The sequence below is a fragment of the Sphingobium agri genome, from assembly GCF_023051225.1.
GTDB classification, from domain to species: Bacteria; Pseudomonadota; Alphaproteobacteria; order Sphingomonadales; family Sphingomonadaceae; genus Sphingobium; species Sphingobium agri.
This window is the reverse complement of record NZ_JALKHS010000006.1, coordinates 1317333-1331400: the sequence shown is the minus strand read 5'-3', so window position 1 is coordinate 1331400 and position 14068 is coordinate 1317333. Positions and strand designations below refer to the sequence as shown.

The following is a 14068-nucleotide window of genomic DNA, read 5'->3' as shown; positions in this document are numbered from 1 at the left end:
AGTCGTATGAGTGACAGCAAGGAAGACAAGCCGGTTCTGGGCCGCAAGCCGCTGGGCATCAAGCGGACCGTTGAATCCGGCCAGGTGCAGCAGCAGTTCAGCCATGGCCGCAAGAATACGGTCGTGGTCGAGGTGAAGCGGCGCCGCATCCTGGGCAAGCCCGGCGAAGCCGGTGCGCCTGCGGCTGCGCCCCAGGCTGATCCGACCCCGGCACCTGCCGCCGCTGCGCCTCCGCCGCAGCAGCCGCAGGCGCGCGCGCCGCAGCCCGCTGCCCCCGCGCGCCCTGCGCCGCCGCAGAGCCTGATGTCGCGTCAGGAATTGCAGGCCAAGCTGCTGCGCGAGGCTGAAGAAGCCCGCATGAACGCGCTGGAAGAGGCGCGCCGCCGTGAGGATGCGCAACGCCTCGCCGCGACCGAGGACGAAAAGCGCCGCGTCGAGGAAAACCGCCAGGCGGCTGAAGCTGCCGAGGCCGAAGCCGCGCGCCGTGCCGAGGAAGAGGCGAAGGCCGCTGCTGCGCCGCCTGTTGCCGAGCCTGCGCCCGCTCCGGTCGAGGAGCAGCCTGCCCAGCAAGCGCCCGAACAGCGCTCTGCCGCAGCCCCTGCGGCCGCCGCGCCGCCGCCGCGCCGCTTCACGCCCGTCACGCCGATCAAGCGTCCCGAACCGGCCAAGCCTGACCGCACCAAGCGTGCGGGCGAGGATAATCGCCGCCAATCGGGCAAGCTGACCGTCACACGCGCGCTTGCCGACGACGACAGCGCCCGCGCCCGTTCGCTCGCCGCCTTGAAGCGCGCGCGCGAAAAGGAGCGCCGCGCCCATTATGCCGGTGGCGCGCAACAGCGTGAAAAGCAGGTCCGCGATGTCGTGGTGCCTGAAAGCATCACCGTGCAGGAACTCGCCAACCGCATGGCCGAAAAGGGCGCGGACTTGGTGAAGGCCCTGTTCAAGATGGGCACCGCCGTCACGCTCAACCAGCCGATCGATCAGGATACCGCGGAATTGCTGGTCGAGGAATTCGGCCACCGGATCCAGCGCGTTTCTGAAGCTGACGTCGAAATCGGGATGGAAGGCGAAGTGGATGCGCCCGAAACCCTGAAGCCGCGCGCCCCGGTCGTGACCATCATGGGCCATGTCGATCACGGCAAGACCTCGCTGCTCGACGCCTTGCGGGGAACAGATGTGGTCGCTGGCGAAAGCGGCGGCATCACCCAGCATATCGGTGCCTATCAGGTGACGACGAAGAAGGGCGATGTCATCACCTTCCTTGATACGCCGGGCCACGAGGCATTTTCAGAAATGCGCGCTCGCGGGGCCAACGTCACCGACATCGTCATCCTGGTGGTGGCGGCCGATGACGGCCTGATGCCGCAAACCATCGAAGCCATCAACCACACCAAGGCTGCTGGCGTCCCGATGATCGTCGCGATCAACAAGTGCGACAAGCCCGAAGCCAATCCGCAGAAGGTGCGCGAGCGCCTGCTGAGCGAGGAGATCGTGGTCGAGGATATGGGCGGTGACGTCCAGGACGTAGAGGTTTCCGCGCTGAAGAAGACGGGTCTGGACGAGCTGATCGACAAGATCCTGCTCCAGGCCGAAGTCATGGAACTGACCGCCAACCCCGACCGCCAGGCCGAAGGCAATGTCATCGAAGCGCAGCTCGACAAGGGCCGCGGCGCGGTCGCGACCGTGCTGGTGCGCAAGGGGACGCTGAAGGTCGGCGACACCTTCGTCATCGGTGCCGAAAGCGGCAAGGTGAGGGCGCTCGTCAATGACAAGGGCCAGAATGTGAAGGTCGCAGGGCCATCGACCCCGGTCGAGGTGCTTGGGCTCTCCGGTGTGCCTCTGGCAGGTGATCAGCTGACTGTCGTCGAGAATGAAGCCCGCGCCCGCGAAGTCGCCGCCTACCGTCAGGAACAGGCGACGAAGAAGCGGACCACGACGGCACCGACCAGCTTCGAGCACATGTTCTCGGCGCTCAACACCAAGGTCATCGAATATCCGGTGGTCGTGAAGGGCGACGTGCAGGGCTCGGTGGAAGCGATCGTATCGTCCTTGAACCGCATCTCGACCGACGAGATCAAGGTCCGCATCCTGCATTCGGGCGTCGGCGCGATCACCGAAAGCGACGTCACGCTGGCCGCTGCCAGCCGCGCGCCGCTGATCGGCTTCAACGTCCGTCCCAATGCCAAGGCGCGTCAGCTGGCGGAACGCGAGAAGATCTCGCTGCGCTATTATGACGTGATCTACGATCTGCTCGAGGAAGTACGCGGCGAAATGGCGGGCCAGCTGGCTCCCGAGCGCATCGAAACCATCGTCGGCCGGGCCGAGGTGCTTCAGGTGTTCCCGGCGGGCAAGAAGGACAAGGCGGCCGGTCTGCTCGTCCTGGACGGCATCATCCGCAAGGGCCTCAACGCGCGCCTTACCCGCGACGATGTCATCGTGTCGCGCACCAACATCGCGTCGCTGCGCCGCTTCAAGGACGATGTCGCCGAAGTCCGCGCGGGCATGGAATGCGGTGCCGTGCTTCAGGACACGAACGACATCAAGCCTGGCGATACGCTGGAGCTGTTCGAGGTCGAAGAGCGCGCCCGGACGCTGTGATCCATGTTCCCCCTCCCGCAGGCGGGAGGGGGTTAGGGGGTGGGCTCGCCCTCTCCTGAATTGCATTGGCCGTTGGGGAGAGCCCACCCCCGGCCCCTCCTGTTCACGGGAGGGGAGGATCTATGTCCAATCAACCCGAAGGCCCCTCCGTCCGCCTCCTCCGCGTGGGCGAGCAGGTGCGTCACGTCCTGTCCGACATCCTCCAGCGCGGCGACGTGCATGACGATGTGCTGGCGAAACATGTCGTCAGCGTTACCGAAGTGCGCATGTCCCCCGACCTGCGCCACGCCACTGTCTTCGTGAAGTCGCTGCTTGGTCAGGACGAGGAAGCGGTGCTGAAGGCGCTGCGCACCAACACCGCCTATCTCCAGCGCGAGGTCGCGCACCGCATCCGCCTCAAATATGCGGCGAAGCTCAAATTCCTTGCGGACGAGAGCTTTGACGAAGGCAGCCACATCGACAAGCTTCTGAGGGACCCAAAGGTTGCACGCGATCTTGATCAGGCGGACGATCAGGACTGACGCCCCTGTTCACCCCGATGCACGGCTGGATCATCCTCGACAAACCCCACGGGGTCGGCTCCACCCAGGCGGTCAGCGCCGTCAAGCGCGCCCTTCGCCAAAGCGGGGCTGGCAAGTGGAAAGTCGGCCATGGCGGCACGCTCGATCCGCTGGCGACTGGCGTGCTGCCGATCGCGATAGGGGAGGCGACGAAGCTCGCCGGGCGCATGCTCGACAGCGACAAGATTTACGACTTCACCGTCACGTTTGGCACCCAGACCGACACGCTGGACCTCGAAGGGAAGGTTATTGCGGAAAGCGATCACCGCCCGACGCTCGGCGAGGTAGAAGCGATATTGCCTCGCTTCACAGGCCCGATCGAACAAGCGCCGCCTGCTTATTCTGCCATCCTGATAGACGGCCAGCGGGCTTATGACCTTGCCCGGGCTGGGCAGGATGTCGAGATGAAGCTGCGCAGCGTGATGATTTACGAACTGCAGATTTCCTCTCTCCCGAAAGGGGGAGAGGATAGCGTAGCTTGTCCGCATGGCGGGCTAGCGGAGCTTGGAGAGGGGCAGGGCGCGTCATCCCCCTCTCCAACTCCGGCTAGGCAGCAAGCTGCCAAGCCTCCTTATCCTCTCCCCGCGAGCGGAGAGAGGATTCAGCAAATCACCCTCCGCGCCCATGTTTCCAAGGGCACCTATATCCGATCCCTCGCCCGCGACATCGCGATCGCCCTCGGCACCGTTGGCCATGTCACCATGCTCCGCCGCGTGAAGGCAGGCCCGTTCACCCTGGAATCTGCTATTTCACTGGACAAATTGGACGAAGCTGCTAGGGGGCACGGCATCGCGCAGCTCATGCTGCCGTTGACCGCAGGGCTGGACGACATCCCGGCTCTTGCAGTCTCTCCCCACGACGCGCTGGCTCTCCGACAGGGGAAGGTGCTTGTGGGGAAACCGCATACCGGTCTCATGCTGGCGATGGAGGGCGATACGCCCGTCGCGCTGGTCGAGGCCAGTGGCCCTGAGATCAGGGTGGTGCGCGGCTTCAATCTCTAGATGTTATGAAAGGAAGCCGATGTCGATTACTGCTGAGCGCAAGGAAGCGCTGATCAAGGAACATGCCCGCGCCGAAGGCGACACCGGTTCGCCGGAAGTTCAGGTCGCGATCCTCTCGGAGCGCATTTCGAACCTGACCGAGCATTTCAAGGGTCACCACAAGGATAACCACAGCCGTCGCGGCCTGCTCATGCTGGTCAACAAGCGTCGTTCGCTGCTGGACTATCTGAAGAAAAAGGATGCGGGTCGCTATAACGACCTCATCGCAAAGCTGGGCCTGCGCAAGTAAGCCTGCTATAGAAGGGACGGCCCCCCAGCGGGGCCGTTTCCGATTCCGGGACTCCTGCAATTCGGCAGGATGTTCCGACCAAGGGGCCAGACGATGCTCCGAAACCGCAGCGGGCCGGCTAGCCCGCAACACAGGCCCCGCCCGGCAATAGGGCCAGGCGGGCGAAGGAAAACATTATGTTCGATGTAAAGAAGGTATCAATCGAGCTGGGCGGAAAGACCCTCACGCTCGAAACCGGCCGTATTGCGCGTCAGGCTGACGCCGCCGTGCTGGCGACCTATGGCGAAACCGTGGTGCTGTGCGCCGTGACCGCCGCCAAGTCGGTGAAGGAAGGACAGGACTTCTTCCCGCTGACCGTCCATTATCAGGAAAAATACTCCGCAGCCGGTCGTATTCCCGGCGGCTTCTTCAAGCGTGAGCGCGGCGCGACCGAAAAGGAAACGCTGACCAGCCGCCTGATCGACCGCCCGATCCGCCCGCTGTTCCCCGAAGGCTTCTACAACGAAATCAACGTCATCGCCCAGGTGCTGTCGTTCGATGGCGAGAGCGAGCCCGATATCGTCGCGATGATCGCCGCTTCGGCTGCGCTGACCCTGTCGGGCGTGCCCTTCATGGGCCCGATCGGCGCTGCCCGCGTCGGTTACAAGGATGGCGAATATCAGCTGAACCCGTCGATGGACGAGGTGAAGACCGGCGAACTCGACCTGGTCGTCGCCGCCACCCAGAACGCGGTGATGATGGTCGAATCCGAAGCCAAGGAGCTTTCGGAAGACGTCATGCTCGGCGCCGTCCTGTTCGCTCATGAAGCGAGCAAGAAGGTCGTGGACGCGATCATCCAGCTTGCTGAAAAGGCCGCCAAGGACCCGTGGGAAGTCGCCAAGGGCGACGACTTGGATGACCTGAAGAAGAAGCTGAAGAAGCTGATCGGTAAGGACATCACCGCCGCCTACAAGCTGACCAACAAGTCGGCTCGCTCGGACGCGATCAACGCCGCCCGCGACAAGGCGAAGGCTTTCTTCGCTGAGGAAGGCCTCGACGCCCAGACCGTCATGGCTGGCATCAAGCTGACCAAGAAGCTGGAATCGGAAATCGTGCGCGGCGCCATCATCAAGGATGGCAAGCGCATCGACGGCCGCACCACCACGCAGATCCGCCCGATCGAGGCGATGGTCGGCTTCCTGCCGCGCACCCATGGTTCGGCGCTGTTCACCCGCGGTGAAACGCAGGCAATCTGCACCACCACGCTCGGCACCAAGGATGCTGAGCAGATGATCGACGGCCTGACCGGCGTTCATTATGAAAACTTCATGCTGCACTATAACTTCCCGCCCTATTCGGTCGGCGAAGTCGGCCGCTTCGGCGCGCCGGGCCGTCGCGAAGTCGGCCATGGCAAGCTGGCATGGCGTGCGCTGCACCCCGTGCTGCCCAGCAAGGAAGACTTCCCCTACACCATCCGCGTTCTGTCCGACATCACCGAGTCCAACGGCTCGTCCTCGATGGCGACGGTCTGCGGCGGTTCGCTGTCCATGATGGACGCGGGCGTTCCGCTGAAGCGGCCGGTGTCGGGCATCGCCATGGGCCTGATCCTCGACGGCAAGGATTTCGCTGTTCTCAGCGACATTCTCGGCGACGAAGATCATCTTGGCGACATGGACTTCAAGGTGGCGGGCACGGAAGCGGGCATCACCACCATGCAGATGGACATCAAGGTTGCCGGAATCACGCAGGAAATCTTCGAAGTCGCTCTGCGCCAGGCGAAGGAAGGCCGCGCCCACATCCTGGGTGAAATGAACAAGGCCCTGTCCTCGACCCGCACAGAACTGTCGGCGCATGCCCCGCGCATCGAAACGATCCAGATCGACAAGTCGAAGATCCGCGACGTCATCGGCACCGGCGGCAAGGTCATCCGCGAAATCGTCGCGGAGACCGGCGCGAAGGTCGACATCGACGACGAAGGCATCATCAAGATCAGCTCGTCCGACATCGACCAGATCGAAGCCGCCAAGAAGTGGATCCTCGGCATCGTCGAGGAAGCGGAAGTCGGCAAGATCTACACCGGCAAAGTCGTCAACATCGTCGATTTCGGTGCGTTCGTGAACTTCATGGGTGGCAAGGACGGTCTCGTCCACGTGTCCGAAATGAAGAATGAGCGCGTCGAAAAGCCGACCGACGTCGTGTCGGAAGGCCAGGAAGTAAAGGTCAAGGTCCTCGAGATCGATCCGCGCGGCAAGGTTCGCCTGTCGATGCGCGTCGTTGACCAGGAAACCGGCGAAGAGCTGGAAGACACCCGTCCTGCCCGCGAACCGCGCGGCGACCGTGAAGGCGGCCGTGGTGGCGACCGTGGCCGTGGTCCCCGTCGTGACGGCGGCGACCGTGGCGGTCGTGGTGGTGACCGGGGCGGTGATCGCGGCCCGCGCCGTGATCGCGGGGATCGTGGCCCGCGCGGTGAAGGCCGTGGCGGCAACGGCGGCGGGGACGATGACGGCTCCAACGCCGGTCTGCCCGATTTCCTGACTCAGGACTGATGCTGGCCGGTTATCCGGCTATGCTGAGCATCGTGCGCAAAAGTGGGAACCGGTTTTGCGCTTAAAACGATGCGACAACAAAAAACGACATGAGAAGGGCGCTCCTGACCGGGCGCCCTTTTTCATTGGGCTAGGCATTCTTGATTTCGATCAATTGGAGATGCAAAAACTTCTGTTACTGTGCCCTGCGATTTCGGGGGGATAAGATGCAGCGTGCCAATGAGAGGTTCGTCGAGCGCCTTCCTCTCGTCCTCAAACGCCCTGTTTACGCCTACGCCATTTCGGCGGCGTTTTGCGGCATCGCTCTGATCCTCAGGCTAGCTGCGCAGAGCTTCCTCCCCATCGGCTACCCGTTCGTATCCTTTTTCCCGGCGGTCATCCTTTCGACTTTCCTGTTCGGGCTGCGTCCCGGGATATTCACCGGGATATTGTGCGGTTTCCTATCCTGGTATTTCTTCATTCCCTCAGGACCGGGCGGCAGCTTTGGCGGGGGTGTGATCCTCGCCCTCATTTTCTACACGGCCGTGATCGGGATCGACATAGCGCTCATCCACTGGATGCAGCGGGCCAATTTCAATCTTGCCGTCGAACGGGAACGCAGCCGGGCGCTGGCGGAAAATCGCGAACTGCTGTTCCACGAATTGCAGCACCGCGTTTCCAACAATCTGCAAGTTGTCGCCGCGATGCTGTCGTTGCAAAGGCGGCACATCGATGATCAGGTGGCGGCACGAGCGATGGACGATGCCGCCAGCCGTCTTGCCCTGATCGGCAGGATCAGCCGGGCGCTTTACGATCCAGCGGAAGAGGGACAAGACCTGCATGCCTTCCTGACGCGGCTGACCGCAGACGTCCTTGAAGCGAGCGGGCGGAGGGATATTCAAGTCACCGTCAGCGCCCCGCCGGGCCTGACGCTCGACTCCCACGTTGCCGTGCCGCTCGCGCTTATCGTGGCGGAGGCGGTGAGCAACGCCATCGAACATGGATTGCCCCATCGCGGCGGAACCATCGAGGTGTCGCTGGAGGATTCGAGCGGGGCCTTGTCCCTCAGGATCGCCGACGATGGCGATGGCCTTGCCCCCGATTTTCGGATCGAGAAGGGCAATTCCCTCGGGCTGCGCATCGCAAGCGCGCTGGCGAGCCAGCTTAGCGCCCAGTTCGGCCTGCATCCCCGGCCGGAAGGCGGCGCGATCGTGCGGCTGGACCTCCCTGCGCAGGCGCGTTGATGGGCGGCAAGCGTTCACCCGCTATTCTGCCGCTTGGCGAGTGCCATTCGCTCCGCTATGACCCGGCCATGCTGACGAAAACCATGACGCGCATCGGCGCGGCTACCGCTCCGCTTCTGCTTGCCGCTCTGCTCGCCGGCTGCGCCACGTCGAAGAACAAGGCCGACACCCAATATGTCGCCCGTGACGTGTCCACGCTCTACAATGCGGGCAAATACCGGCTCGATCGCGGCCAGTATAAGATGGCCGCCGCTCTGTTTGACGAGGTGGAACGCCAGCATCCCTATTCGCCATGGGCGCGCCGGGCGCAGCTCATGTCCGCGTTCAGCTATTATATGAACAAGGACTATAGTGAATCGATCGCCGCGTCTCAGCGCTTCCTGGCGATCCACACCGGCAACAAGGACGCGCCCTACGCCTATTATCTGATCGCGCTCTGCTATTATGAGCAGATCGCGGACGTCACCCGTGACCAGAAGATCACGCAGCAGTCGCTGGATTCGCTGGGCGAACTCATCCGCCGCTATCCCGACACCCGCTACGCCGCCGATGCCCGGCTGAAGCTCGATCTGGTCAATGATCACCTTGCGGGCAAGGAGATGGAAGTAGGCCGTTTCTACCAGCGCCGTGGGCAGTGGCTGGCGGCAACGCTGCGGTTCCGCACTGTCATTGACAAATATCAGACGACCACCCACACGCCCGAAGCGCTGGAGCGCCTGGTCGAAAGCTATCTGTCGCTCGGCATCCCCGCAGAAGCGCAAAAGGCTGCGGCGGTCCTGGGCCGCAACTATCCCGGCTCCAAATGGTATGAGCGCAGCTACAAGCTCATGCGGGAACATGGCGGCAAGGCGTAACTGCCGATTTACCGTCACCCCAGCGAAAGCTGGGGTCTCAGGCCATTGGGCACGGCCCGGCGGCACGAGATCCCAGCGTCCGCTGGGATGACGTTTGGAGATCGGCCGCATTGCTGACCAATCTTTCCATCCGCAACGTCGTCCTGATCGAGGCACTGGACCTGGAGTTCGGCACGGGCCTTGGCGTGCTGACTGGCGAAACCGGCGCGGGCAAGTCCATCCTCCTCGATTCGCTAGGGCTTGCGCTCGGCGCAAGGGCGGACAGCGGCCTCGTCCGCAGCGGAGAGGCGCAGGCGAGCGTCACCGCCACCTTCGACATTCCGCGTGCCGACCACAGGGCTGCCGAGCTGCTCGCCAGCAACGGCATCGAACTGGACGCAGGCGAACCGCTCATCATCCGCCGCACGCTTAAGGCTGACGGGGGCAGCCGCGCCTTCGTCAATGATCAGGCCTGCTCAGCCGCCTTGCTCCGCGACCTTGGCGGCACGCTCGTCGAAATCCACGGGCAGCATGATGATCGCGGGCTGCTCAACCCGCGCGGGCATCGCCAGCTGCTGGACGCCTATGGCCGCTGCGACAGCGCGTCAGTCGCCAGGACATACGCCGCCTGGCGCGAGGCAGCCGACCGGCTCGCTGAAAGCCGCGCGGCGGTAGAGGTGGCGGCGCGCGACCGCGACTATCTGACGCACGCGGTTGAAGAGTTGTCGCGTTTCGGCCCTGAACCCGGCGAAGAAGCGGCGCTGGCCGAGGAACGCGCCACCATGCAGAAGGGCGCGCGTCTCGCCGATGATCTGTCGGCCGTGACCGAATGCCTCACCGGCTCCGACGGCGGGCTGGCGCAACTGCGGCAGGCGGCGCGGCGGCTCGATCGGATGGTCAGCGAATATGAGCCTCTCGCCGAAGTGCTCGCCGCCCTCGACCGCGCCGTGATCGAAGCGGGCGAGGCGGAGGATCGGCTGGCGAGCGCCGCCGATGCGCTCAGCTTCGATCCCGCGCGCCTCGACGCCATCGAAACGCGCCTGTTCGACCTGCGCGGGCTGGCGCGCAAGCATCAGGTCGCCGCCGATGACCTCGCCGCCCTGCGCGACGACATGGGGGCAAAGCTGGCCGCCATCGAGGGTGGGGAGGAGCATATAGCCGCGCTGGAAGCCGATGTCGCCGCCACCGCCGCTGCCTATCGCGACGCCGCCCAGACGCTCTCCGCTCAGCGCAAGGACGCCGCCGCGCGGCTCGACGCGGCTGTGGCAGCGGAACTTGCGCCCCTCAAGCTCGACGCCGCACGCTTCCGCACCACCGTCGCCACGCTCGATGAAGGGCAATGGAGCGCGCAGGGCATGGACCGGGTGGAGTTCGAGATTTCCACCAATCCCGGCGCGCCCTTCGCGCCCCTTGTGAAGATCGCTAGCGGAGGCGAATTGTCGCGCTTCATCCTTGCGCTGAAGGTCGCGCTGGCGGAGCGGGGCGGGGCGGACACGCTGATCTTCGACGAGATCGACCGGGGCGTCGGCGGCGCGGTGGCATCGGCCATCGGCGACCGTCTCGCGCGCTTGGCGCAGAGCAACCAGATCCTCGTCGTTACCCACAGTCCGCAAGTGGCGGCGCGCGGCGCTGGCCATATGCTGATCGCCAAGGCCAGCGACGGCACGGTCACCCGCACCGGCGTCCATGCGCTCAGCGATGGCGAACGGCGTGAAGAGATTGCCCGCATGCTCTCCGGCGCGGAGATCACCGCAGAGGCAAGGGCGCAGGCGGATCGGCTGCTCGAAGTCTGACGCTGCCATCGAGCAAGCGTCTCGACAAGCCCGCCCTGAACGGGGATGGAGCAGTTATGAGTGACTCGATCGACCCGACCCAGATGACCGAAGCGGAAGCCGCCAATCGCCTGATGCGGCTCGCCAGGGAAATTGCCCGGCACAATCGGCTCTACCATGATCAGGACCAGCCCGAGATCACTGACGCCGCCTATGACGCGCTGATCCGCGAAAATAACGCGCTGGAGGCTGGGTTTCCGCAGCTTGTCAGGGCGGATTCCCCCAATGCTCAGGTCGGCGCAGCACCCACTTCGGGATTGAAGAAGGTCCAGCATGCGGTCCGCATGATGAGCCTCGACAACGGCTTTTCGGACGAGGACATTGCCGAGTTCATTGCCCGCGTCCGCCGCTTTCTCGCGCTGCCGGACGGGGAGCCCGTCGCCCTGACCGCCGAACCGAAGATCGACGGCCTGTCCTGTTCGCTCCGCTACGAAAAGGGGGAACTGCGCCTCGCCGCGACCCGTGGCGACGGCACGACCGGGGAGGATGTCACCGCCAATGTCCGCACCATCAGCGACATTCCCGATCGCCTGACCGGGGGAAATCTGCCCGACCTGTTCGAGATACGGGGCGAAGTCTACATGGCGAAGGCCGACTTCGTCGCGCTCAACCAGCGGCTGCTCGCAGAGGCGGACGACCCCGAAAAGGCGCGGCAGTTCGCCAATCCGCGCAACGCCGCTGCCGGATCGCTGCGGCAAAAGGACCCATCCGTCACCGCCAGCCGCCCGCTGCGCTTCCTTGCCCATGGCTGGGGCGAAGCGAGCAGCCTTCCGGCAGAGACGCAGCTTGGCGTCATGCAGGCGATCGCCAACTGGGGCCTGCCGGTCTCTGACATGCTCACCTGCGTCGACACGCTCGACGCATTGATCGCTCATTATCGCGGGATAGAGGCGGCGCGCGCCGACCTTCCATTCGACATAGACGGCGTCGTCTACAAGGTCGATCGGCTCGACTGGCAGCAACGCCTTGGTTTCGTGGCTAAGGCGCCGCGTTGGGCGATCGCGCACAAATTCCCTGCCGAACGCGCGCAAACCACCCTCGAAGCAATCGATATCCAGGTCGGCCGCACGGGCAAGCTGACCCCCGTCGGACGGCTGACCCCCGTCACGGTGGGCGGCGTCGTCGTCTCCAACGTGACGCTGCACAATGCCGACGAGATCGAGCGCCTGGGCGTCCGTCCGGGCGACCGCATCGTGGTGCAGCGCGCGGGCGACGTCATCCCGCAGGTGGTCGACAACCTCACCCGCAACGAAGAGCGCGCGCCCTTCATCTTCCCCAATCATTGCCCCGTCTGCGGATCGGAAGCCGTGCGCGAAGAAGGCGAGGTCGATATCCGCTGCACCGGTGGCCTCATCTGCGGCGCACAGCGCTTCGAACGGCTCCGCCATTTCGTCAGCCGTGGCGCTCTCGATATCGAAGGGCTGGGCGAGAAGACGATCCAGGAATTTCTCGACCTTGGCTGGATCACCGAACCGGCCGACATCTTCCGTCTCAAACAGCATCGCGCCGCGCTGCTGGGAAAAGAGGGATGGAAGGAAAAGTCCATCGACAACCTGCTCACCGCGATCGAGGCGAAGCGCCAGCCGGACGCCGCGCGCCTTCTCTTTGGCTTAGGCATCCGCCATATCGGCGCCGTCACCGCCCGCGACCTGCTGAGACGCTATACCAGCCTGCCCGGCATCAGGGCGCTGGCGCAGGACATCATAGCCCTGCGCGATAGCAGCACCGCCGCTGAAGGCGAGGAGGAAACACGCTTCCGCAACCGGCTGGACAAGGCGATCGCGGAGATGATCGGCGTTGAAAATGTGGGCTCCGCCGTTGGTCATGCGCTCGCCGATTTCTTCCACGAACCCCATAATCGAGAGGTTTGGGACGACCTGCTGTCCGAAGTGTCGCCCCCCGATTATGTGGTCGAAACCACCGCCAGCGAAGTGACCGGCAAGACGGTCGTCTTCACCGGCAAGCTCGAAACGATGAGCCGCGATGAGGCGAAAGCGCAGGCGGAGCGGCTGGGCGCGAAGGCGGCAGGATCGGTCAGCGCCAAGACGGATCTTGTGGTGGCCGGTCCCGGCGCGGGATCGAAGCTGAAACAGGCTGCGGCCCTGGGAATCCCGGTGATCGATGAAGCGGCCTGGGCGGAAATCGTGAAGGCAGCGGGGTAGGGGGCGACGTTGACCAGATCCGTCATCCCAGCGAATGCTGGGATCTCAGGAGGGTAGGGCGCAGGACGAAGGAGACCCCAGCTTTCGCTGGGGTGACAGAATGGATGCTGTCGGAGTCAACCCGCCGCCTGAACCTTGTCCTGCGTCTTGGTATCGAAATCGCTCGCATCATGCCGCTCATGCAGCTGCTCTTCCAGCGGCCCATTCGCGCGATTGACGATCCGGCCACGCTTCACCGCAGGCCGGGCATCCACCTGCTTCGCCCAGCGCTGAACATTGGCATAGCTCTGCACGTCCAGAAATTCGCCAGCGCCAACATAGGTGCGGTCCAGCGCCACCCCACCGTACCATGGCCAAATCGCCATATCGGCGATCGTGAACTCATCCCCGGCGACATATTCATTCTTGCCAAGCTGCCGGTCCAGCACGTCGAACTGCCGCTTCACCTCCATCGTGTAGCGGTTGATGGCATATTCGATCTTTTCAGGCGCATAGGCGAAGAAATGGCCAAAGCCGCCGCCCAGCAACGGCGCACTGCCCATCTGCCAGAACAGCCATGACAAGGTCGCGGTGCGCTTGGCCGGTTCGGTAGGCAGGAACGCCCCGAACTTCTCGGCCAGATAGACCAGGATCGCGCCCGACTCGAACACCCGCTGGGGCGGCGAAACGCTGTGGTCCATCAGCGCCGGGATCTTGCTGTTCGGATTGACGGAGACAAAGCCGCTGCCGAACTGGTCGCCTTCGCCGATGTTGATCAGCCAGGCGTCATATTCCGCGCCATGATGACCCGCCGCCAGCAGCTCCTCCAGCATGATCGTCACTTTCTGCCCGTTGGGCGTGCCCAGCGAGTAGAGCTGCAATGGATGCTTGCCGACCGGCAACGCCTTGTCGTGGGTAGCGCCTGCGACCGGCCGATTGATGTTGGCGAAGGCGCCACCATTATCCTTGTCCCATGTCCAGACCCGGGGCGGAGTATAGCTGTCGGTCATTAGGCGATTTCTCCCACGGTGCGATGTCGCCTCGCAGGTAGGAAGTTGAACGGCGT

Annotated in this window: 10 protein-coding genes; 9 read left to right on the top strand and 1 reads right to left on the bottom strand. The window is 64.1% G+C overall.

Going from position 1 to position 14068, the window contains the following annotated elements; all coding sequences use genetic code 11:
* Positions 1-6: 6 nt before the first annotated feature.
* The 9 genes from infB (at position 7) to ligA (ending at position 13023) form a co-directional block, all read left to right on the top strand.
* Positions 7-2598, top strand: a complete 2592-nt coding sequence (infB, locus tag MU848_RS09895) for a translation initiation factor IF-2 (protein WP_247231495.1) — start codon at positions 7-9, stop codon at positions 2596-2598.
* 122 nt (positions 2599-2720) lie between these two features.
* On the top strand, positions 2721-3119 hold the full coding sequence (gene rbfA, locus MU848_RS09890; RefSeq protein WP_247231493.1) for a 30S ribosome-binding factor RbfA: 399 nt from the start codon (positions 2721-2723) through the stop codon (positions 3117-3119).
* Positions 3120-3136: 17 nt separating this feature from the next.
* The gene (gene truB, locus MU848_RS09885; protein ID WP_247231491.1) at positions 3137-4159 is read left to right on the top strand and encodes a tRNA pseudouridine(55) synthase TruB; all 1023 of its coding nucleotides are present in this window, start codon (positions 3137-3139) and stop codon (positions 4157-4159) included.
* A 19-nt stretch (positions 4160-4178) separates the two neighbouring features.
* Positions 4179-4448, top strand: a complete 270-nt coding sequence (rpsO, locus tag MU848_RS09880; protein WP_021237747.1) for a 30S ribosomal protein S15 — start codon at positions 4179-4181, stop codon at positions 4446-4448.
* 176 nt (positions 4449-4624) lie between these two features.
* Positions 4625-6973, top strand: coding sequence for a polyribonucleotide nucleotidyltransferase (pnp, locus tag MU848_RS09875; protein WP_201513561.1), 2349 nt, complete (start codon positions 4625-4627; stop codon positions 6971-6973).
* 206 nt (positions 6974-7179) lie between these two features.
* A complete protein-coding gene (locus MU848_RS09870) occupies positions 7180-8196 on the top strand; it encodes a sensor histidine kinase (protein WP_201513562.1) in 1017 nt (338 codons plus the stop codon).
* A 68-nt stretch (positions 8197-8264) separates the two neighbouring features.
* A complete protein-coding gene (locus MU848_RS09865; RefSeq protein WP_097092738.1) occupies positions 8265-9050 on the top strand; it encodes an outer membrane protein assembly factor BamD in 786 nt (261 codons plus the stop codon).
* 110 nt (positions 9051-9160) lie between these two features.
* Positions 9161-10822 carry a DNA repair protein RecN gene (gene recN / locus MU848_RS09860; protein WP_247231489.1) on the top strand — a complete coding sequence of 554 codons (1662 nt, stop codon included), beginning with the start codon at positions 9161-9163 and terminating at the stop codon, positions 10820-10822.
* Positions 10823-10878: 56 nt separating this feature from the next.
* Positions 10879-13023, top strand: a complete 2145-nt coding sequence (ligA, locus tag MU848_RS09855) for an NAD-dependent DNA ligase LigA (RefSeq protein ID WP_247231487.1) — start codon at positions 10879-10881, stop codon at positions 13021-13023.
* A gap of 116 nt (positions 13024-13139) precedes the next feature.
* Here ligA and yghU read toward each other — a convergent pair whose 3' ends face one another.
* Complete coding sequence (yghU, locus tag MU848_RS09850) at positions 13140-14012, bottom strand: glutathione-dependent disulfide-bond oxidoreductase (RefSeq protein WP_247231485.1); 873 nt, start codon at positions 14010-14012, stop codon at positions 13140-13142.
* Between the last annotated feature and the right edge of the window lie 56 nt (positions 14013-14068).